General features: G+C 52.4%; 22 protein-coding genes. 19 read left to right on the forward strand and 3 right to left on the reverse strand.

Annotation, left to right across the window (positions count from 1 at the left end):
- The first annotated feature begins 14 nt into the window (after positions 1 to 14).
- The 5 genes from fabZ (at position 15) to CWE14_RS01350 (ending at position 4,324) form a co-directional block, all read left to right on the forward strand.
- Positions 15 to 476 carry a 3-hydroxyacyl-ACP dehydratase FabZ gene (gene fabZ, locus CWE14_RS01330; RefSeq protein WP_126798140.1) on the forward strand — a complete coding sequence of 154 codons (462 nt, stop codon included), beginning with the start codon at positions 15 to 17 and terminating at the stop codon, positions 474 to 476.
- On the forward strand, positions 473 to 1,237 hold the full coding sequence (gene lpxA / locus CWE14_RS01335) for an acyl-ACP--UDP-N-acetylglucosamine O-acyltransferase (RefSeq protein ID WP_126797727.1): 765 nt from the start codon (positions 473 to 475) through the stop codon (positions 1,235 to 1,237). The genes fabZ and lpxA overlap by 4 nt, the downstream gene beginning before the upstream one ends.
- On the forward strand, positions 1,237 to 2,430 hold the full coding sequence (gene lpxB, locus CWE14_RS01340) for a lipid-A-disaccharide synthase (protein WP_241972288.1): 1,194 nt from the start codon (positions 1,237 to 1,239) through the stop codon (positions 2,428 to 2,430). The genes lpxA and lpxB overlap by 1 nt, the downstream gene beginning before the upstream one ends.
- An 89-nt stretch (positions 2,431 to 2,519) precedes the next feature.
- Positions 2,520 to 3,494, forward strand: coding sequence for a glutathione S-transferase family protein (locus tag CWE14_RS01345; RefSeq protein WP_126797728.1), 975 nt, complete (start codon positions 2,520 to 2,522; stop codon positions 3,492 to 3,494).
- The gene (locus tag CWE14_RS01350) at positions 3,494 to 4,324 is read left to right on the forward strand and encodes a pirin family protein (RefSeq protein ID WP_126797729.1); all 831 of its coding nucleotides are present in this window, start codon (positions 3,494 to 3,496) and stop codon (positions 4,322 to 4,324) included. The genes CWE14_RS01345 and CWE14_RS01350 overlap by 1 nt, the downstream gene beginning before the upstream one ends.
- Positions 4,325 to 4,355: 31 nt before the next feature.
- On the opposite strand, the gene CWE14_RS01355 is transcribed toward CWE14_RS01350, so the two are convergent.
- Entirely contained in the window at positions 4,356 to 5,999 is a 1,644-nt protein-coding gene (locus CWE14_RS01355) for a tetratricopeptide repeat-containing response regulator (protein WP_126797730.1), read from the reverse strand.
- Positions 6,000 to 6,230: 231 nt separating this feature from the next.
- Between CWE14_RS01355 and CWE14_RS01360 the strand changes: the two genes are divergently transcribed.
- The 7 genes from CWE14_RS01360 (at position 6,231) to lysS (ending at position 13,545) form a co-directional block, all read left to right on the forward strand.
- Positions 6,231 to 6,743 carry a VC2046/SO_2500 family protein gene (locus tag CWE14_RS01360; protein ID WP_126797731.1) on the forward strand — a complete coding sequence of 171 codons (513 nt, stop codon included), beginning with the start codon at positions 6,231 to 6,233 and terminating at the stop codon, positions 6,741 to 6,743.
- A gap of 32 nt (positions 6,744 to 6,775) precedes the next feature.
- Positions 6,776 to 7,255 (forward strand): methylated-DNA--[protein]-cysteine S-methyltransferase, encoded by a 480-nt coding sequence (locus CWE14_RS01365; protein ID WP_126797732.1) that lies wholly within the window; start codon positions 6,776 to 6,778, stop codon positions 7,253 to 7,255.
- A complete protein-coding gene (gene xerD / locus CWE14_RS01370; protein WP_126797733.1) occupies positions 7,252 to 8,163 on the forward strand; it encodes a site-specific tyrosine recombinase XerD in 912 nt (303 codons plus the stop codon). Before CWE14_RS01365 ends, xerD begins: the two co-directional genes overlap by 4 nt.
- Positions 8,164 to 8,263: 100 nt before the next feature.
- Complete coding sequence (gene dsbC, locus CWE14_RS01375; protein WP_198676506.1) at positions 8,264 to 9,016, forward strand: bifunctional protein-disulfide isomerase/oxidoreductase DsbC; 753 nt, start codon at positions 8,264 to 8,266, stop codon at positions 9,014 to 9,016.
- A 15-nt stretch (positions 9,017 to 9,031) separates the two neighbouring features.
- The gene (recJ, locus tag CWE14_RS01380) at positions 9,032 to 10,765 is read left to right on the forward strand and encodes a single-stranded-DNA-specific exonuclease RecJ (RefSeq protein ID WP_126797735.1); all 1,734 of its coding nucleotides are present in this window, start codon (positions 9,032 to 9,034) and stop codon (positions 10,763 to 10,765) included.
- A gap of 108 nt (positions 10,766 to 10,873) precedes the next feature.
- Positions 10,874 to 11,972, forward strand: a protein-coding gene (prfB, locus tag CWE14_RS01385; protein WP_126788222.1) for a peptide chain release factor 2 whose coding sequence is annotated in 2 segments (ribosomal slippage) — positions 10,874 to 10,948 and positions 10,950 to 11,972 — 1,098 coding nt in all. Because the reading frame shifts where the segments join, the coding sequence is not laid out codon by codon here.
- 52 nt (positions 11,973 to 12,024) lie between these two features.
- On the forward strand, positions 12,025 to 13,545 hold the full coding sequence (gene lysS, locus CWE14_RS01390) for a lysine--tRNA ligase (RefSeq protein ID WP_126797736.1): 1,521 nt from the start codon (positions 12,025 to 12,027) through the stop codon (positions 13,543 to 13,545).
- Positions 13,546 to 13,607: 62 nt separating this feature from the next.
- Here the strand turns inward: lysS and CWE14_RS01395 are convergent, their stop codons facing one another.
- The gene (locus tag CWE14_RS01395; RefSeq protein WP_126797737.1) at positions 13,608 to 14,879 is read right to left on the reverse strand and encodes an APC family permease; all 1,272 of its coding nucleotides are present in this window, start codon (positions 14,877 to 14,879) and stop codon (positions 13,608 to 13,610) included.
- Between the two features lie 63 nt (positions 14,880 to 14,942).
- Here CWE14_RS01395 and CWE14_RS01400 point away from each other — a divergent pair, with 63 nt between their 5' ends.
- Entirely contained in the window at positions 14,943 to 15,695 is a 753-nt protein-coding gene (locus CWE14_RS01400) for an SGNH/GDSL hydrolase family protein (RefSeq protein WP_126797738.1), read from the forward strand.
- 16 nt (positions 15,696 to 15,711) lie between these two features.
- A complete protein-coding gene (locus tag CWE14_RS01405) occupies positions 15,712 to 16,626 on the forward strand; it encodes a cation diffusion facilitator family transporter (protein ID WP_126797739.1) in 915 nt (304 codons plus the stop codon).
- Here CWE14_RS01405 and CWE14_RS01410 read toward each other — a convergent pair.
- On the reverse strand, positions 16,623 to 16,967 hold the full coding sequence (locus CWE14_RS01410; protein ID WP_126797740.1) for a hypothetical protein: 345 nt from the start codon (positions 16,965 to 16,967) through the stop codon (positions 16,623 to 16,625). The genes CWE14_RS01405 and CWE14_RS01410 overlap by 4 nt on opposite strands.
- 107 nt (positions 16,968 to 17,074) lie before the next feature.
- Between CWE14_RS01410 and CWE14_RS01415 the strand changes: the two genes are divergently transcribed.
- The 5 genes from CWE14_RS01415 (at position 17,075) to CWE14_RS01435 (ending at position 21,134) form a co-directional block, all read left to right on the forward strand.
- Positions 17,075 to 18,298, forward strand: coding sequence for a DUF418 domain-containing protein (locus CWE14_RS01415; protein ID WP_126797741.1), 1,224 nt, complete (start codon positions 17,075 to 17,077; stop codon positions 18,296 to 18,298).
- Positions 18,299 to 18,308: 10 nt separating this feature from the next.
- Positions 18,309 to 18,836, forward strand: coding sequence for a glutathione peroxidase (locus tag CWE14_RS01420; protein ID WP_198676507.1), 528 nt, complete (start codon positions 18,309 to 18,311; stop codon positions 18,834 to 18,836).
- A 77-nt stretch (positions 18,837 to 18,913) separates the two neighbouring features.
- Positions 18,914 to 19,552, forward strand: a complete 639-nt coding sequence (locus tag CWE14_RS01425) for a hypothetical protein (protein WP_241972289.1) — start codon at positions 18,914 to 18,916, stop codon at positions 19,550 to 19,552.
- Positions 19,553 to 19,710: 158 nt separating this feature from the next.
- A complete protein-coding gene (locus CWE14_RS01430; protein ID WP_126797743.1) occupies positions 19,711 to 20,385 on the forward strand; it encodes a hypothetical protein in 675 nt (224 codons plus the stop codon).
- Positions 20,382 to 21,134, forward strand: coding sequence for a DUF3307 domain-containing protein (locus CWE14_RS01435; RefSeq protein WP_126797744.1), 753 nt, complete (start codon positions 20,382 to 20,384; stop codon positions 21,132 to 21,134). Before CWE14_RS01430 ends, CWE14_RS01435 begins: the two co-directional genes overlap by 4 nt.
- Positions 21,135 to 21,162 lie beyond the last annotated feature (28 nt).

Consider the following 21,162-nt stretch of genomic DNA (forward strand, 5'->3'; position numbering starts at 1 on the left):
ACGTAGCGGAAACAATAAATGGTGAAGAAGCAGGGTTTGATATCCGTGAAATCCAGAAAATTTTACCGCATCGTTATCCGTTTGCGTTGATTGACCGTGTGATTAGTTATCGCAAAGGCGAATCGCTGCATGCGATTAAAAATATCACCATGAATGAACCGGTATTTACCGGCCATTTTCCTGGCGAACCAATTTTCCCCGGTGTACTGTTGCTTGAAGCGATGGCGCAAGCGACCGGGTTGCTTGGTTTTAAAATGATGGAAAATGAAGTCGGCGCCGACGAAATGTATTTGTTTGCCGGTATCGATAATGCACGCTTTAAGCGTCAGGTGATCCCTGGTGACCGGGTCGATTTTCATGTTACCTTTGTTAAAGAAAAACGTGGGATCTGGAAATTTTCAGGTGTTGCAAAAGTCGATGGAAAATTGGCGGCTACCGCTGATCTGATGTGTGCTAGAAGGAAAATACCAGCTTGATACACCCAACCGCTATTATTGAATCCGGTGCCAGGCTAGGGGCGAACGTACGTGTTGGCCCCTGGACTTATATAGGCAACGACGTCGAAATTGGCGACAACTGTGAAATTTCCTCGCATGTGGTTGTTCGTGGGCCGACTAGAATCGGCTCGGGCAACCGGATTTTCCAGTTTTCATCGATCGGTGAGGAATGCCAGGACAAGAAATACGCTGGTGAGCCAACTGAGCTGGTGATCGGCGATAACAATATCTTTCGTGAATGCACCACGGTCCATCGAGGCACAGTTCAGGACAACAGCCTGACTCAAATTGGCAGCGACAATCTGCTGATGGCCTATGTTCACGTCGCTCACGACTGTATAATCGGTGACCACAATATCCTCGCCAATGCGACTACGCTGGCAGGTCACGTCCATGTCGGTGATTATGTCATTCTGGGTGGCTTCACCGGGGTTCATCAATTCTGCAAAATAGGCTCGCATGCCTTTACCGCGGTTAATTCTGTGGTGGTGCAGGATGTCCCTCCGTATGTCATGGCTCAGGGTCATAATGCGGTTCCGCGAACTATTAATTCCGAAGGCCTTAAACGGCGCGGTTTCAGTAGTGAACAGATCAGCAATATTAAACGCGCTTATAAGTTGCTTTACCGTCAGGGGTTAACCCTGGATACGGCAGTCGCCGAAATTGAGGCGATGGATGCAGATGAAGTGCGGCTGATGACGGATTTTATTGCGAACTCGGCGCGAGGCATTATTCGTTAGTGGACGTGCAAGCCGACGCCGCATTGTTGATACCGGGGACACCGCAGACGATCGCGCTGGTAGCCGGAGAACCCTCGGGCGACATTTTAGGTGCCAGCCTGATGCGTGCTTTGAAGGCTCGCTGTCCCGGCCTTACCTTTGTTGGTGTCGGCGGTCCGCTGATGGAAGCCGAAGGCTTGCAGTCGCTATTTCCCCTCGACCGCTTAGCGGTCATGGGTATTGTCGACGTGATCAAAAACTTACCGGATTTACTGGCGGCGCGGAAGCAAGTGGTGCAAGCCATGTTGAGCGAACGGCCGGATATCTTTGTCGGCATTGATGCGCCTGACTTTACCATCCCGATTGAAGCGAAACTTAAAAAGGCAGGCATGATTACGGTTCATTATGTGAGCCCGTCGGTCTGGGCCTGGCGCCAGAAGCGCGTGTTTAAGATAGCCGCCGCCACTCATAATGTACTCTGCCTGCTGCCCTTTGAGAAACAGTTTTACGACCGCTTTGAGGTGCCCGCAACCTTTGTAGGCCATACTCTGGCGGACGAAATACCATTGCAGAGCAGTCGAGATGAGGCGATTGCACGGCTTCAGCTTGATCCAGCAATACGCTATGTCGGGCTGCTGCCGGGCAGCCGACGCACTGAAGTGGGTATGCTGGCCCCCACCTTTTTGCAAGCGGCAAAGCGTTTGCACGCGCAACATCCACAGCTCGAGTTTCTTATTCCTGTGGTTAATGACGCACGCAAAGCGCAATTGCGAGAGGCAATGGCTGAACAAGGCGTGAAGGATTTGCCAATTCATATCTATGACGGCCAGTCACGCGATGTAATGCTAGCCAGTGAGGCACTTATTCTTGCCTCTGGCACGGTCGCCCTTGAGGCTATGCTGCTGAAACGGCCGATGGTGGTGGCATACAAGTTCAGTCGGATGAATTACCAATTACTGCGCTGGCTGGTGAAACTGGACCACTTCTCATTGCCGAACCTGCTTGCAGGCGAGCCGCTGGTCCCTGAGCTGTTACAGGACGAGGTTACTGGCGATAACCTGGCCCGTATTACCAGCGAGTTCCTGCAACACCCCCCGCATGCACTCATCGAGCGTTTTAAGCAATTACACCGTGCTATTCAGCTGAATGCGGCAGAGACTGCCGCAGAGGCTGTCCTGACGACCTACCATGAAATTCTACTAAATCGAAAATAAACGGCTAAATTTAGCGGTTATCATCTCATAATTTAGGCTCTATACTCATGTTCTACACTAGATGACAGGATCAACGTCAGGAGAGCAGCATGGGATTATTAGTTGACGGTCAGTGGCATGACCAATGGTATGACACATCGAAAACTGGTGGCCGTTTCGTCCGCACTGAAGCACAGTTCCGCAACTGGATAACCGCGGATGGCAGCGCAGGACCATCCGGTGAAGGTGGCTTTGAAGCTGAAACAGGGCGTTACCACCTGTATGTATCCTATGCCTGCCCTTGGGCTCACCGCACATTGATTTTTCGTCAGTTAAAAGGTTTGCAAGATCATATCAGTTTCTCCGCCGTGGAGCCGCTGATGTTAAAGAATGGCTGGGAATTTGGAGCCGGTGATTTGGCCGACCCGTTGTACGGTTTTAACTTCATGCATCAGGTTTATACTAAAACCAGGCCTGAGTATAGTGGCCGGGTAACGGTCCCCGTGCTGTGGGACAAAAAACGCGAAACCATCGTCAGTAATGAATCAGCTGAAATTATCCGTATGCTGAATAGCGCCTTTAACGAGTTAACTGACAATCGTCTTGATTTTTATCCTGACTCGTTGCACGGCGCGATTGATGAGATCAATGAGTTTGTCTATGACCGGATTAACAATGGGGTCTATAAGTGTGGTTTTGCCACCACCCAGGATGCCTATGAAGAAGCCTTCGCCGATTTGTTTGATGCGTTGGATACCTTAGAGCAACGGCTGGCAGGTCAGCGCTATCTGGTCGGTGCTGAACTGACCGAAGCGGACTGGCGTTTGTTTACCACACTGGTTCGATTTGACCCCGTCTATGTAGGCCACTTTAAAACCAACCTGAAACGAATTGCCGATTATCCGAATCTGAGTAATTATTTGCGTGACTTATATCAGCAGTCCGGGGTGCAGGAGACGGTCAACCTGGAACATATCAAAAAACACTATTATGGCAGCCATGACACCATTAACCCGACAGGCGTAGTGCCGGTAGGGCCGGCGGTGGATTACACGGCGCCGCACGATCGGAGGAAGTTTTCCTGATGAGTACTACTATGGTTCGTAAACGAGTTCGTGGCATGCCTGCGCAGGATGGGGCAGGTGTGAAGCTAAGTCGGGTGATTAATCAACCGTCGTATAAGCATCAGGACCCGTTCCTGATGCTGGATGAATTCAAATCCGATGACCCGAATGACTACATCGCTGGGTTTCCGCCTCATCCGCACCGTGGTTTTTGTACCTTAACCTACATGCTGGCGGGTTGCATGGAGCATCAGGACTCACGAGGCAATAGCGGGGAAATTAACGCTGGCGGATTGCAGTGGATGAAAGCAGCCCGGGGCATGATTCACTCTGAAATGCCTAAGCAGGAAGATGGCCTGATGTGGGGTTTTCAACTGTGGATAAACCTGCCTGCTGATGAGAAAATGAGTGATCCCGATTATGCCGATATCATGGGTGACGAAGTGCCGGAGGTTGCACTCAACAGCGCCTCGGTGCGGGTGTTGTCCGGCGATTTCGGTGGCGCAGAAGGGCCGGTTAAAGCCCCGGGTCGCGATTTCCTTTATCTGGATCTGCGTTTTGAGCAAGCTGACCAGGCTGAAATTGAGTCACAAGGCCAACAGACGCGGCTGATGTATGTCTATAAAGGTGAGCTGCGTATTAATGGTGAAACCGTGCGTGCAGGTGAACTGGCCGATCTGAATCCGGACGGGACTTTGCAATTGTCTGCAACCGCTGACACTGGGGTTTTACTCTTGGCGGCTAAGCCAATTGGCGAGCCGATTGCTCAATACGGGCCGTTTGTGATGAACACAGAAGACGAGCTACGCCAGGCGTTTAGTGATTATCAGCAGGGCACACTGACAAACTAAGCAATGCTATCCGGTGACTCAGGCGCAGACGTTATGTCTGCGCCTGCAAGCTTTCGAATTCTGATTTAAGCGTGGTTAAACGTTCTTTATGTTTAGCTGGCAGAGTTAAACCGTCAAGCACTCGCAGACAGCCCTTGCAGCCTTCCACCAGGTACTTCAGTGGTTCATCACTGGTCCCGAGAATCTTCAATGCGGCCTGAATATAATTCAGTGCCACGCCACTGTTCATGGGCGCCAGTTCCAGCGCTTTTTCGAATTCGCTGATAGCGGCACCGAAGTCACCTTCGGTATACAGGCTGATTCCTTTCTTATTATGCTCCGAATAGGCCTGCTGCTGAGACTCTTTGCCTTTAATCCGGCGATCCAGCATCTGAATATTGTAACGGTCCAGTTGTTTGTCTGATTTTTGCTTACGGATCAAGGTGTTGGCACGCTCAAACTCGCCAATGTCGAGAAAGGCAATGGCTACATCCGGGGCAATGTCTTTGTTTATTTCGGCGTTGTTCTCAATGAACTCTTTGGCCACGATATTGAGATGGACCTGAGCCTGACGGTAGCGGCCGTTAAAGGCTTCAATCCGTGCCATGACCGCATTTTCCAGTTGCGGATAGTCCAGTTTGCCGCCAAATAACGACTCATCGCTGCGCGCCCGTTGTAAGGCGAGAGATGCTTCCTGATGGTATTTATTTATTTCCAGCTTGGATTCGCACTGCTCCGCGGCATCGAGAATGCTGCGAATGTAATTGCACAAATGACGAGGGTTGCGATACACCGACTTGCGGCTGATATCGAGTACGTTCTGCATCGCCTGCTTAGCCAGTTCGAACTGTTCACCGTCCCGGGCTAATTCACTCATATAGAGCTGACGGGTAATCGAAAATGGGGCCAGGGTCACTGCTTTGCGGCCAGCTTCGAGCGCTTTTACCGGCTGTTCGTCACCTTGCAACGAGCGCGCCAGTACGTCATAGGCTTCGACTGCATTGGGTGTGGAACGAATAACTTCATGACAGAGTTCTACTGAGGTATTGAAATCGCTTTGTGCATATTTAATTTTTGCCAGGGCCAGTACACCCCAGCTGAAGCGTTGTTCGCGCAGCAATTCGTTGATAGTTTCTTCTGCCTGATTGAGTTGCCCTTTTTTCAGGTAGAGCTCGCACAATAGTTGACGGCAATAGTTGCGGTAGCGACCGTTTTCATCGACGTGCTCGATGCATTCATCAATGCAGGCGTCATAATCCTTTTCGAACAGCGTCTGGTAAACGCGGTGCAATGAATGGCGTTTTTGAAAGCTGCGTTTCAGACGGCTGCGCAATACACCAATCGAAAATGGTTTCATCAGATAATCATCGGGCTGCAATTCAATCGCGCTTAGCACCATCGGTCGGGTGCTTTCGCCGGTAATGATAAAAAACAGTCCGTTGGGACGAAGCAGTTCGCGGACTTTCATTTCTTCGAGGACCTGGCGTCCGTTTTTGCCGCGGCCGAGGTTGTAGTCAACCAATAAAATGTCGTACGCGTCGCGGTTGTGTGCGGCAATTCCCGCTTCGCCTGAGCCGACGGCGGTCACATCACGGGCTCCAAGCTGAGATAACAGGCCTTTGAGCATGACCTGAAAGGGTTTTTGGTCGTCGATAATCAGGATTTTCTTATCCGCAATCTGGATTGAGTCGCTCATTGGCTATCGGGTCTCTTGGTTCGAAAAGGCTACTTCAGACAGGCTACTATACCTTTGCATAGTCCACTATCCTCATGCTATCGGCAAGTCGGCGTAAGTATTTACTATAAATCTCAGAGAAACCTTAAGTTTTAAGCTGGTCAGACGATAGGTAATACAGCAGGCTCATTGCGGGCTTGCTGGATAACTCAGTTTGCCCCAGTCCATTGAACCAGGAGCGCCAGCAGCACAATGCAAGCGGCCGAGCACAGTCAGACAGAAATGCACAGCATGCAGCCTCGCTGGATAAGCGATGAGTTGGCGCTGGGTGACAAGCTCAATCAGGCTATTCAGCAGAATAAGCGTGCTGATTTTGGCTACCTGCTGGCGATGCTTAGTGACAACGTGCTGGAACAGGGGTTCGCCCGCCTACAACGGGTCGCCGCAGACGCACCTGAATGGAAGCCTCCGTTTGCCTATGGGCCGGCCATTCCACTAGCGGCTAGTGCCAGCGATTACGCGCATAATCCGGCTGCGCTGTATGAAAAAAGTGCAGTGAGTTGGCGGCTACAGAATGCCCTGCGCCCTGAAGCACTGAATCCGGTCAACGATGCCAAACATATTCCTGCAGAAGTAAAAAATAACTGCTCTCATTTCGTCCAGTTGCGAATGCGTTCTGAAGCCTACCAGCAAGTGCAGGGCACGGAAGCAGATCTGATTGACGTGATTGATAATATTCGTGGTGTCGATCGCTACGCAGCTTGATATAGTATGCACTCCAGGTCGCGGAGGTTCGCATGCAACGCTGCAGTCATTTTTCGGTTGGTCCTTTTACCTTGCTGGTATGGCATGACGAGCAGGCTATTTTTCAAAGCCGTCTTAGCGCTGAGCCGCAATCCGTTCCCACTCAGGAGAGCAGTCACTTTGCGCTAGCAAAGCAAATTCAAAATCAGCTTGATGACTACCTTGCTGGTCAGCGAAGGTCGTTTGAGTTGCCCCTGCAGGCACAGGGTACCCCATTTCAAAAACAGGTCTGGCAGCTCATGCAGAGCATTCCCTGTGGCCAGACGCTAACCTACGGCGACGCCGCCAAACATCTGCAAAGTGCAGCTCAGCCGGTGGGCGGTGCCTGTCGTGCGAACCCCATTGCATTTTTTATTCCTTGCCACCGTATTGTTAGCCGCCAGGGCATCGGAGGCTATGCAGGGCAGTGGGGACAGGGAGAACGTGTAGATATGAAAAGCTGGCTGTTGGCCCATGAGCGGTCTATCGCATGAGCGCCGACGACGATCTGATATTGATTGAACAGTTTTTGGATGACCTTTGGCTGCAGCAGGGCGTAAGCAAGAATACGCTGGCGGCATACCGTACCGACTTAAAGCAGTTTAGTCAGTTACTGCAGAGCCAAATTGGTCGTCCTATTCATCAGATAACCCGGGACGATCTCGATATCGCGATGCTGGCCATGCAACGTGCGGGCAAAAGCTCGCGCAGCAGCGCCCGCTTTCTTAGTGCGGCACGAAAATTTTACCGCTATTTATTGCATACCGAGCAACGCGCGGATGATCCCACCAGCAATATGCGTACGCCCAAACAAGCGCTGAACCTGCCCAAAAGCTTAAGTGAAAGCGATGTCGAGGCATTGCTCGAAGCAGCCGATACTAGCTCTGCGCTGGGCTTGCGCGACCGTTGTATGCTCGAAGTTCTGTATGCTACAGGTTTACGGGTGAGTGAACTGGTCGGGTTGCAGGTGAGTGAAGTAAATCTGCGCCAGGGCGTTATTAGGGTCACCGGTAAAGGCGACAAAGAGCGTCTGGTCCCCATGGGTGAAGAAGCGATGGATTGGCTGCAACGGTATCTGAAAACCAGCCGACCCGAGTTACTGGCCAGCGGGAAGAAAGGTCCCACCGATGTGGTGTTTTTATCGCTGCGCGGACAGCAGATGACCCGGCAAACCTTTTGGCACCGGATCAAGCAACTGGCCGCACAGGCAGGACTGAATGCTGACTTATCGCCGCACACGCTGCGCCATGCATTTGCTACCCACTTACTTAACCATGGTGCTGACCTGCGTGCGTTGCAAATGCTGTTGGGCCATTCGGATATTGCGACTACGCAAATCTATACCCATGTCGCCCGGGCGCGTTTACAGGCGCTGCATAAAACCCATCATCCACGCGGTTAGCGGCGAATTACAGGCTGAAAATGAACGCCTGAAAAGGTATAATCCGCGACCAGTACTCTGGCTCGGTTCGAGTCCGCAACATAACCTCAAGGGGATCGCTTTGAACTATCTGCAACTAAGCGGCGTATCGGCGCTGCTCGTGCTCAGCAGCTGGGCTTGGTCCGCTGCCGCACAGGCGACTGAAAATGATACCACGGACGCCTTGCATGAACGCCTTGCTAAGATCGGGCTGCGTGTGCAAACGCTGCAGCCAGCGCCAATTGACGGCTGGTATCAGGTGGTAACCGAGCAGGGGCTGCTGTATGTCAGTGACGATGGACAGCATATGATTACCGGGCATCTGTATAGCCTGGGCGGCGCCGAGGAACCTGTGGTTGAAAACCTGACGGAACAGGCCAACGGCCGTTTGCGTTTGCAGGCGATAGCTGAGCGCGACGATGAACTCATTCGGTACCCGGCAGCCGAGGTAAAGTATGAAGTAACGGTTTTTACCGATCACACCTGTGGGTATTGCCGTACGCTGCATAACAATCTTGACCAGTTTCATCAGTTAGGTATCAGTGTGAATTATCTGGCCTTCCCGCGTGGTGGTGCTGATTCCCGTGGCGCGCGCGAAATTCAGTCGATCTGGTGTGCCGACGACCCGCAACAGGCACTGAATAACGCCAAAGCAGGTCAGCGACCAGCTGCTGCTGAGTGTGATATTTCCACCAACGAGCACTTACAGTTAGGGCGTCAGCTTGGTGTCAATGGCACCCCAGCGATGATTTTACCCGATGGGCGTTTGCTCGCTGGGTATCGCGCAGCCCCTTTGATTCTGGCTGAGATTGAAGCCGCCAACGAGTCCCGTTAACGGAGTAGCAGTACCTTGAGTTCATTAAAAACCCAACGTCGCGCGCCGGTTGATGATAGTCATCTACCTCAGCATTTATCCCCTGTGCTGCGCCAGTTGTTAGCGCAACGAGGCGTTGCCAGTGAACAGGAACTGCTGCTCAATGCAAAAGGTTTGCTTCATTTCTCTGCATTAACTGACAGTGAGCGCGCGGCTCAACGTATTGCCCGCGCTATAGCTGAACAACAGGGGATCTGCATTGTCGGCGATTTCGATGCAGACGGCGCTACCAGTACTGCACTGTTAATGCTGGCGTTACCCGAATTTGGCGCGCAGAAGCTGCATTACCTGGTCCCCAATCGCTTTACTGATGGCTATGGCCTGACACCGAAACTGGTCGATGCGGCGCACGCTGAAGGAAGTCAGCTGATCATTACGGTGGACAATGGTATTGCTGCTCACGCTGGTGTCGAGCGAGCCAATCAACTGGGTATGGATGTCATTATTACCGACCATCATTTACCCGGTAGCAGCATGCCACCCGCCTATGCAATTGTGAATCCGACCCGTTCTGACTGCGCCTTTGCCAGCCCGAATTTAGCTGGGGTTGGCGTGGCCTTCTATCTGTTATTAGCGTTACGCGCCTGGTATCGCCAGCAGCAACATCCTGCAGCCGGGGTCAATGTAGCCCAGTGGCTGGACCTGGTGGCTCTGGGCACTGTGGCTGACGTGGTGTCGCTGGATTACAATAACCGCATTCTGGTGCAGCAAGGATTGGCGCGGATCCGTGCCGGTCAGTGCCGACCAGGCATTCTCGCATTGTTAAAAGCCAGCGGACGTGATCCGGCGAAGCTGCAGGCGACCGATCTGGGCTTTACCGTGGCACCGCGAATTAATGCGGCGGGGCGGCTGGATGACATTCAGATTGGAATTGAATGCTTGCTTAGCAATGACTGGCAAAAGGTCGAACGCCTGGCTGGCCAACTGGACGGACTAAACCGTGAACGGAGACAAACCGAGCAGGGCATGCGCGAAGACGCGGCAGCCTACCTAGCTGAGCTGAGCTTCGCTGAACAAAAATTACCACCAGTACTTAGCCTGCATCAAAGTGGCTGGCATCAGGGGGTAATCGGTATTCTTGCCGGACGGGTGAAAGAACAGGTTTACCGGCCGGTGATTGCCTTTGCTGATGCCGATCAGGGGTTGCTTAAAGGATCGGCCCGTTCAGTGCCCGGGGTGCATATTCGCGATTTGCTGGAGCGAGTGTATACGCTGGCACCACATACGATTCAGGCGTTTGGCGGGCATGCGATGGCGGCTGGCTTAACCATCGAAAAAATCCATTACGATGAGTTCACCCAGGTGCTGCAGGACGTCGCCCGCGACTGGATAGATGACGATATTCTGCAGCAGGTGGTGTGGAGTGACGGTGAATTAACTGCCGCAGAGCTGAGTTTATCCTTTGCTGAACAACTGGCGGCGCTTGGCCCCTGGGGGCAAAGTTTCAGCGAGCCTGTGTTTGACGGGGTATTTCGCGTCGCACAGCAGCGCATTGTCGGTGAGAAGCATCTCAAATTGGTGGTCCAGCCCCAGTTTTCAAATGAGGGTGGCAGCGGACAAACGGTGGATGCTATCGCCTTCAATGTCGACACCACGCGCTGGCCGGATCCGCAGTGCAATTATCTGCGACTGGCCTATAAACTGCAGCTCAATGAGTTCCGCGGTAAGACTTCGCTGCAGCTGTTGGTGGAGCATCTGGAGCCGTTGTAGTGACAGGCCAATTTGCTCGCCATGCTGTTGTTTGGCGGCGAAATTCGCTACACTATCGACCGTTTTCCGAGCCTGTTTATTAGCTAACTTAACGAAAAAAGGGTTTTCATGTTAGAAACCAATGCTGTCTACGCCCAGATTAAAGACATGAAGCTGCGAACTGAGCAGCTTAGGGGGTATCTTTGACTTCGATATCAGGGTTGAACGTTTAGAAGAAGTTGAACGGGAACTGGAAGATCCGGAGGTCTGGAATAACCCCGAAAAAGCACAGGCATTGGGTAAAGAGCGGGTGTCTCTGGAACAGGTGGTAAACACTATTCGTGACCTTGATCAGGGCCTCGACGACAGCGAAGCCTTCGTTGCCATGGCGGAAGAGGCGGATGACGAAGACACCCTCGACGAAGCCCGTGCAGAAATCGCTAACCTGGAAGCTAAGCTGGATAAACTTGAGTTCCAGCGCATGTTCTCTGGGGCAAATGATACCAGTGATTGCTACCTTGATTTGCAGTCCGGCTCTGGCGGCACGGAAGCACAGGACTGGTGCAGTATGTTGCTGCGTATGTACCTGCGCTGGGGTGAAGCCCACGGCATGAAAACCGAAATTATTGAACTCTCAGAAGGAGATGTGGCGGGTATTAAATCCGTCACTATCAAATTCAGCGGCGACTATGCATTTGGTTGGTTACGCACCGAAACAGGTGTTCACCGGCTGGTGCGTAAGTCGCCGTTTGACTCCGGCAATCGCCGCCATACGTCGTTTGCATCGGCGTTTGTTTATCCGGAAGTGGATGACAACATCGACATCGAAATTAATCCAGCCGATTTGCGCATCGATACCTATCGCGCCTCCGGTGCTGGTGGTCAGCACGTTAACCGGACCGACTCTGCGGTACGTATTACTCACGAACCGACCGGTGTGGTAGTGCAGTGTCAGAATGACCGTTCGCAGCATAAAAACAAAGATCAGGCGATGAAACAGCTGCGTGCCAAGTTGTACGAGCTTGAACTTAAAAAGCAGAACGAAGAGCGCCAGGCCCTGGAAGATACCAAATCGGACATTGGCTGGGGCAGTCAGATTCGCTCCTACGTGCTGGATGACTCGCGAATTAAAGATCTGCGTACCGGAGTAGAGACACGCAATACCCAAGCCGTGCTGGATGGCGATTTGGACAAATTTATTGAAGCCAGCCTGAAATCAGGCCTGTAAAGCAGCACAGTCTGCTTTTCTATGACATCAGAGACGAATTGAAGGAAACATCATGAGCGAGCACACGCAAGGCAACGACGCGCCATCCCATGAAGAGCTGCAGGGTGAAATCGCCCAGCGTAAAGCAAAATTAAAAGTTCTGCGCGAACGGGGCAACGCCTTTCCGAATGACTTTCGCCGTGACTCGGTAGCCAAAGAGCTGCATGAGAAGTATGGCGAGACTGAAGGCGAGGCTCTCAAAGAGCAGGGCGTTCGGGTTAAAATCGCTGGGCGTATGATGACTCGTCGAATTATGGGCAAGGCTAGCTTTGCCACCTTGCAGGACATGAGCGGTCGCATCCAGATTTATGTGGCGCGCGACAACCTGGCTGAAGGCATTTACAACGAAGAATTCAAAAAGTGGGATTTAGGCGACATTTTGGGTGCCAGTGGTACTTTGTTTGTGACCAAAACCGGTGAACTGACGATCCAGGTCGACGATGTACGTTTGCTGACCAAAGCATTGCGCCCGTTACCGGATAAGTTCCACGGCCTGGCTGATCAGGAAACCCGTTATCGTCAGCGTTACCTTGACCTGATTGCGAACCAGGAAAGTCGCAATACCTTCCTGGTGCGGTCAAAAGTGGTTGATTACATTCGCCGCTATTTGGCTGATCGCGACTTCCTTGAAGTAGAAACGCCGATGATGCATGTGATCCCTGGCGGTGCTGCGGCAAAACCCTTTGTCACCCATCATAATGCGCTGGATATGAACCTGTTTCTGCGGATTGCCCCGGAGCTTTACCTCAAGCGCCTGGTGGTGGGTGGTTTTGAGAAAGTATTCGAAATCAATCGCAGCTTCCGCAACGAAGGTCTGTCGACCCGGCACAACCCGGAATTCACCATGCTTGAATTCTATTGGGGGTATGCGGATTACAATGACCTGATGGATCTAACTGAAGAGTTGCTGCGTGGCTTGGTTGAACGTGTGCATGGCAGCAGTGAAGTACCCTATCAGGGCGATGTCTATGAGTTTGGTAAGCCGTTTGACCGGTTAAGCGTACTGGATGCGATCATCAAGTACAACGAGGGTGTGACCGAAGCGCAACTGAATAACCTGGACAGCGCCAAAGCACTGGCAAAAGAACTGGGTATCGAAGTGAAGCCGTCCTGGGGTCTGGGTAAAATCCAGATCGAGATCTTTGAAGAAACGGCTGAACATCGTCTGATGCAACCGACTTTTATTACCGCCTACCCAGCGGAAGTGTCACCACTGGCACGTCGCAATGATGACAACCCATTTGTAACTGACCGCTTTGAATTCTTTGTTGGTGGCCGGGAGCTGGCCAATGGGTTCTCGGAGTTGAATGATGCGGAAGATCAGGCTGAGCGTTTCCAGCAACAGGTACAGCAAAAAGAAGCTGGTGACGATGAAGCCATGTTCTACGACGAGGACTACGTGACTGCACTGGAGCATGGTATGCCGCCGACTGCAGGCCAGGGCATTGGTATTGACCGACTGGTGATGTTGTTAACTGACTCGCCGTCGATCCGTGATGTGCTGTTGTTCCCGCACATGCGTCCGCAAAAGTAAGCCGATCAAGTAAGACATTAAAAAATAGCAGGCTCTGAGCCTGCTATTTTTTTATCTGCTGTTTAGGGTTTTCGTTGCAAGAAGTGCCAGAGCAGACCAACTGCAATAAACAGGCAACCCGCGGCGAAGACATACCAGTCGATAAAGAAGACCAGACCGACACAGCTAATCAGACCAAGTAGCGAGACCAGTTTTGGAATAAAACGTTGCTCTTTGGCGACCTGCAAGGCGGCGAGGTTGGTAATGCCATAGTAAGTCAGCACTGTGAAAGCACTGAACGACCAGGCTAGCTGGACATCACCCAGTAAGGCCAACACCATCATCACCGCGCTGGCAGCATAGACAGAGTTAGGGGCTGAGGTGTTGTGTTGGTTTAATTTGGCTGTAGCAGCCGGTAAATCGCCGCGGCGGCCCATTGCCAGGATTACTCTGGAGACCCCCAGGATCAGATTGAGGATAACACCCAGTAAGGCCACGGCGGCACCCACTAATACGACGATACGCAGCCAGCCTTGCTCGGTCAGTGCAACCAGTGCGAGTTCCTGTTCGCCGCCGCCCAGCCCCTGAGCGAACAGGTCTGTGTGCAATAGCGCATAGCCGACCAGGACGTAGAGCGCCGTCGTGACTACCAGAGTTGCCACTATAGCAAGTGGAATGGTGCGTTTCGGGTTGCTGACTTCCTCCCCCATGGTCGCAATACGCCCATAGCCGGTATAGGCAACAAAGAGCAGAGCCGCTGAGCCCAAAAACTCCCGCCAGCCGATACTCTCCGCAATGCTCGAATCAAAATTAAGCACCTGCTCGCGCTGTGTGCTGTCTGCCGCTCCAATGGCGTGCAGGGAAAACACCACAAGCGCACTGATGCCGATAACGACGAGAACCAGGTTTGCTTTATTAGAGCGCCGCATACCGCCATTCACCAGCACCATCAGTAGCAGCAGAACCAACAGGGCCAACGGGATCTGCAAGCCAGTTGGCAGCCCGAAGGCGGGCAACAGATAAAGGCCAAAGGCTAGCGCGGCGGTTGCTGCAGATGCACTTTTCGCGGCAACAAAAAGCCAGCCGGCGGTAAAACCGGCCCAGTGGTTTAAGAATTGATAGCCGTATTCATAGGTACCGCCGCTGACCGGATGAACCGCGGCCAGCTGGGCACTGGAGAGGCCATTGCAGGCGGCGACGAAGGCCGCAATCAGAATCGCAAATAATACCCAGGAGCCGGAGATTTCGGTGGCAAGCGCGATCGATACATAGGCGCCGGTGCCGACAATGGCACCTAAACCAAGCAAAACCGCCCCTGGCAATGACGTATGTCGAACAAGTTGGCTGTGGGCCATGAGAGTTCCTTAAATTTGGTCTATGTTACTGTCACCACGAAGATTTACAGCTAAACTATCATAATGCAAATTGCTCTGCTTCATCCGACTTTGACCATCCTGCTACTACCTGTACTTATCTGGCAGGGACGTAAAGTACGCAAAGAGGTGCCGCGCTTGCCCGAGGCATCTGGTCCGCGTCAGGGTAGCAGCCGGTCAAAAGAAAAGGCAACAAACCAGCCCACAACTCCGCCACTGCGCATTCTAATCCTCGGTGACTCCGCCGCAGCAGGTGTTGGCGTCGATGCTCAGGCAGACGCCTTGGCAGGGCAGCTGGTAAGCCATTTGCCGGATGACCTGGCCATTGAATGGAGACTTGAAGCCAGCAATGGGGATAAACTAGATGACCTGATTGAACGGGTCAAACGGCTCGAGGGCGAGTTTGATATTGCGTTAATTTCAGCCGGTGTGAATGATGTCACCGGGCGCACCAAGCGACATCAGTTTTTATGTCAATTGCAGACGCTAAGTTATCAGCTGCAACGACGGCTTAAGGTACAACGTGTTTTTTATACTGCAGTGCCACCGATGCATGTGTTTCCGGCTCTGCCGCAACCGCTTCGATGGTACCTGGGCCAGCAAGCCAAGGGCTTGAATTCAGTAATGAGAGCGCATTGTCAGCAGGACAATATTGCTCATATGATGGTGGTCGATTTCCCCTTTACTCCTGACTACATGGCCAGTGACGGCTTTCACCCTAGCGCGCATGGTTACCGGTTATGGGGAGGTCGCGCCGCGGCGTTGATCAAAGAGTGGCAGGCAAACAACCGGGTTTAACCTGTGGTAACTAGCAATGTTGCACCGTTTTAGCAGTGAAGATCGACTGATTTTTATTTCCGCGATGATGTCGCTGGCATTTGCTGTGGCCGGCACGGCGATTGGTTTGTGGCTGCAGTCGTCGATTATTATTTTCGATGGGCTGTATAGTTTTATCAGTCTTGGCTTGTCGCTAATTTCCCTGGTCGCCGGACGCTATGTCCGGCGCATCAATGAGGCCAGGTATCCGTTTGGTAAAAGCATTATTCAGCCGATTACGCTGGTATTTAAATACCTCGCTATCTTTGGACTCTGTGTCTTGTCCATTGTTGAGGGGGTGGAAACCTTAGCGAGTGGTGGTCGTTTTCTGGATTTCAATCAGGCGTTTGTGTACTCAGCGGTGGCAGCCGTATTGTGCCTGTTTGCCTTTCGTTTTATTCGCAAACGTACCCAGCCTGAGCATTCAGACTTGCTTATTGCCGAGCAGCGGGAATGGCTTCTGGACACCGGGTTAAGCGTCATGCTGACGCTTGGTTTCGCCTTGGCCATTATCGCGATGTGGTTGGGTTTTGAGCGATTTGCCTTGTATATCGATCCGCTGATGCTGGTACTGGCCGCCTTGTTTTTTATTCGTATACCGATACGGGGGATGCTTGAGGCAGGTAAAGAAGTGCTGGGTCTGAAAGTGGCCGATGATCTTGAACTGGATGTGCGGATCCATGTTGAGGACATCGTGCTACGTTATGCGTTTAAAGATTATTACCTGCGTTTACAGAAAGTGGGTAGTACGGTTTATCTGGAAATAGACTTTATCGTCGAGCCTTCACAGAGCAACCTGTCTATTCACCAGCAGGATGACATTCGCGCTGAGTTGTACCGCGACATTCGGGTCTTTCCTTACCGTTGGTGGTACACAGTGTCATTTACCGCTGATGAGCAATGGGCACGCTAAGGTGGACTGTCGCACACGCCTTTAAGGAGCAGCGGCAGTTGGCGGAATTTACGCCCTTCATAGCTGTCCTCAAGGATCCAGCGACGCATTTCCAGTGGGTCTTCGGTTACGCTCAGTAGATACTGAAAGCGCTTAATGGCGGCTTTTGCTGACTTCGGCAAGTGGCTTTGGCGCTCGTAGTGGGCGAGGTTTGCCTTAACAATAGCAATCCGTTCGGGGGCTTGCTGCAGCTGGTCGAGGGCGCGCTCAAAGTACGCCAGTTCGGCAGCCGGTTGCGGTTGCTGCCGGCTGAGCGGACGAGGTGAGCGATAGGCAGTGAAATAAGGCTTGCGCGAGTTCATCGGGGTAGTCTAACCAGACTGAGTGAAGCTGCAACAGGATTTACCAGCGAAAAACAGGTATAAAGGCGTAACTAACCAGGAATTATAAGAAAAAAGGAGAGTCATCGATGATGACAACAAATGGAACTGCCATGCCTGGCGAACATGCGCCGCGTATTCAGCAGCTTGATTTTATTCGCGGTATAGCTGTGCTCGGTATCTTTTTGATGAACATCGTCGCCCTTGGTTTACCAGCGGCGGTCATTGACAACCCTGTTGCTATGGACCCGGTCAGTAGTGCCGACTTATGGGTCTGGGGCCTGAGTCAGGTGTTCGCTGAGCAGAAGTTTATCGCCATGTTCGGAATGCTTTTCGGGGCTGGTATTCTGTTGTTTGCGGAGCGCGCTGAGGCGCGTCAGCTACCGCCGCGCGCGCTGCATTTTCGCCGGATGGGCTGGCTGGCGTTGTTCGGCCTGCTGCATGCGTGGTTACTCTGGTACGGTGATATTCTTTTCCCGTATGCGGTAGCGGGCTGTTTAGCTTGGTTGTGGCGGGCGAAACCCGTCGCCAGCTTGATCCGCTGGGGGGTTGCGCTGTATTTAATTCCAGCCCTGTTACTTTATCTGGTACACCTGTCACTGCCACAGATGGACCCGGCGGATTTAGCCGACCTGGCAGCGTTTTGGAGCCCGGAAGCAGAGCAGTTGGCGGCTGAAATAGCGGCCTTGCAGGGTGGTCTTGCCGAACGGATTGCCTATCGACATGAGTTTATTTTGTCGTTGCAAACCAGCGGGATGGTGTTTGGCACCTTGTGGTTAGTGCTCGGTTACATGCTGTTGGGGATGGCGCTGTTCAAACTGGGCGTGTTAAGCCTGCAAGTGCCACGGACTACTTATTATAAGCTGCTTGGCTGGCTGCTGCCGGGCCTGGCGCTGTCAGCGTACGGTGTTTATTATCAAGTGGAAGCCGAATTTTCAGTGTTGGTGAGTTTTGCCGGGCCGCTATGGAATTACCTTGGGTCACTGATGACGGCACTGGGTTATATTGGCATCCTCGGACTGGTCGCATTGCGTATGGCGAATGCTGCCTGGGTGCAACGGGTGAAAGCGGTTGGTCGGATGGCGTTTAGCGCGTATATTATGCAGACCCTGATTGGAGTGATTCTGTTTCAATATATTGGTCTTTTTGGCCTGTTGCAACGTTCTCATCTTATACTGATTGTGATGCTCGTCTGGGCAGTTCAGTTGGTGTTTTTACCGTTATACTTACAACATTATCGTCAGGGGCCGCTGGAATGGGTATGGCGGCGTCTGACTTATGCCGGCACACGCCGAGTGGATACATCAGTTTAGGAGTATCATTATGTTTACATCTTTATTATTTGCGTTGGCGATGAATGATGCCGTGGCTCAGGGGTGCGAAGGCCCTCTGCAGGGCGAGCAGCGCCTGTTGCGCTCGGAAGAGACCGTTGACTTATGTGAATTGGGTCGCGATAAAGTGACGTTGGTGGTTAATACTGCCAGTGAATGTGGCTTTACCGGTCAGTTTGAAGGCCTGCAGGCGTTGTATGAAGATTACAACGAGCAAGGCTTTCAGGTTGTCGGGTTTCCGTCAGATAGTTTCCGTCAGGAGCATGGCGACGAAGAAGAAACCGCTGAGGTCTGTTTCATTAACTACGGTGTGACCTTCCCGATGATGGCCACCTCAAATGTGCGCGGTAAGGATGTTAACCCGGTGTTTGCGGAATTGATTACGGCGACTGGGCAAACCCCACGCTGGAATTTCTATAAGTATCTGGTCGGCCGCGATGGTGAAGTGCTGGGAGTCTACCCAAGCACCACACGTCCGGATGACCAAAGCCTGTTGCGTGATATAGCCCAGGCTTTGTAAAGCTTAATTATGCTCTTTGCTAGTCGCCCCTCAGCCAGCATGCTAGGCTGGGGGTTGACTAACAGGAGACTAACATCATGCACCTACCTTCATTATTAAAGACCCCGTTGCTGGCACTTAGCGCGGCGGCCGTACTAACCACTGGCCTTATCGCCAGCCCAAGCGCCAATGCGCAGATCGTTAAACCAGCGCCGGTGGTTTCTATTCCAAGCCATGATGCATTTTTTGAGCATCTTGCTGCCCTTTGTGGCCAGGCCTTTGAAGGCCAGATAGCGGTTAATAATCCAGCAGCTGAAGGCTTTGAAGGGCGCCTGATTATGCACGTACGGGTGTGTGAAGAAAATCGCCTGGAAATTCCGTTCCATGTGGGGGACAACCACTCACGAACCTGGATCCTGACCAAGACAGGCTCGGGTATAAGCCTAAAGCATGACCATCGTATGGCGGACGGCAGCTACGACGAGCAGACCATGTATGGTGGTCATACGGTGGATGCAGGATATGAGCGGGCGCAGTCTTTTCCGGTTGACCAGTATTCAAAAGAGTTGTTTTTCGCCCAGGGCATTCCGGCTTCTAACACCAATATCTGGCAAATGTATATTTATCCGGAGCAGTTTAGCTATCGCCTGATCCGCGAAGGCCGTGAGTTCCGGGTTGATTTTGACCTGACCAATCCGGTTGATTTGCCGCCGGTTCCCTGGGGCTATGAAGACTAAAACGCAGCGGATACCAGGCAACCTATTCAGGTTGCCTTTTTAAAAGCAAGCTTTAAAGCTTTCATATTCAAAAGCAAGCCTAAAAGCTTGCTTTTTTGCGTTTGTGCAGTATCTTTATCAGAGTACGGTGTATAACCCCCAATCTAAAAGGATCGCCCATGATTGCCGTGTTAACCGGTGACCTGGTTCACTCCAGTAAACTATCTGAGCAACAACTGAACCAGGCTCAACAGCTTCTCCAGCAGCAGATTAACCGCCATAGCCAGTCCGGAGGGCGCGGCGAGCTCTATCGGGGCGATGCCTTTCAGCTGGCTTTGCCTGATGCCCGGCACGCTATTAAAGCCGCACTGCTTGCGGTTTGTACTCTGCGTGCGAACGGGGTCGCATTGACGTTATCGGTGGGGATTGGTGGCGGGCCGGTGGCTAAGCGCTCAGCGACTGCGCAACAGCAGGCGTATGTGCTGTCAGGGCGGGGACTTGAGCTAACCAGCCGCGGCGAACTAACTGTGCATAGCGGCAATTCAGCGGCCAACCACTCATTGCAGCTAAATACGGCGTTTTTAAGCTTTCTTTTACAGAACCTGACGCGGAAACAAGCCGAAGTTCTGTATGATTGGGTTAACCACGATTTCTGTGAGCATCACCTGGTTGCTGAGCGACTACAAACCAGCCGGCAAAATGTCAGTTTACACTTACGCAAACTGGGCGGGCATCTGGTTGAATCCTATTGCCAGACCTTTGCCCAGTGGCTGACTGACTTGCCTTCAGCTCAGAACGGAGAGCCTTCAGCTCAGGATGGAGAGCCCTCAGCTCAGGATGGAGAGAAAAAATGACGGTACTGGTATGGTTACTGCTGGCTCATGTGCTGGCTGATTTTTATCTGCAGCCTAAGGCCTGGGTCGATCAACGAGAGCAAGGGCAAGCCGGTGGGCTTTGGTCAGCGCTGATTAAACACACACTGGTGCACGCGCTTTGCACGGCTCTGGCATTACTCGCAGCGATGGCGATGAAGCAGTTGTCAGTTGCCTGGCCTGCGGTGATGGCTTGGGCGGTTATTGTGTGCAGTCATTTGCTTATCGACTGGCTGAAATCACGTTTTGCTCCTTCAACGACGGCATTCCTGCTTGATCAATTGGCGCATGGGTTAATTATTGTCGCGGTGTGGGCCTGGCTTACCGGGTTCACTCCCTTTGTGATGGCATGGAGCCTGGGCGTCTTGTTGCAGCGTGAGATGCTTGTCATTCTGATTATTTATCTGCTGGCAGGGCGTCCGGCGTCGTTCTTTACCGCCATGGTACTGCGTCGTCAGGCTCAGGCACTGGCAGAACAGAGTCAAAGCCAGGGGCTGGTCGAAGCAGGGCGGTTAATTGGTTATGTTGAACGTTGGCTGATTGTCAGCTTCGTGCTCAGCGGGCAATTTATCGGTATTGGCTTTTTACTGGCGGCGAAAAGCATTTTCCGCTTTGGCGACTTAAGCCAGGCTCACGAACGGCGGCTTACCGAGTATATGTTGCTCGGAACCCTGGTCAGCTTTGCCACTGCTATTGCACTCGGTGGCCTGGCAATGTATTTAACCGGATAGTGAGCGAGATAAAGGGCTGACTGCGGCA

The sequence above is a fragment of the Aliidiomarina soli genome (assembly GCF_003986975.1).
GTDB lineage: Bacteria > Pseudomonadota > Gammaproteobacteria > Enterobacterales > Alteromonadaceae > Aliidiomarina > Aliidiomarina soli.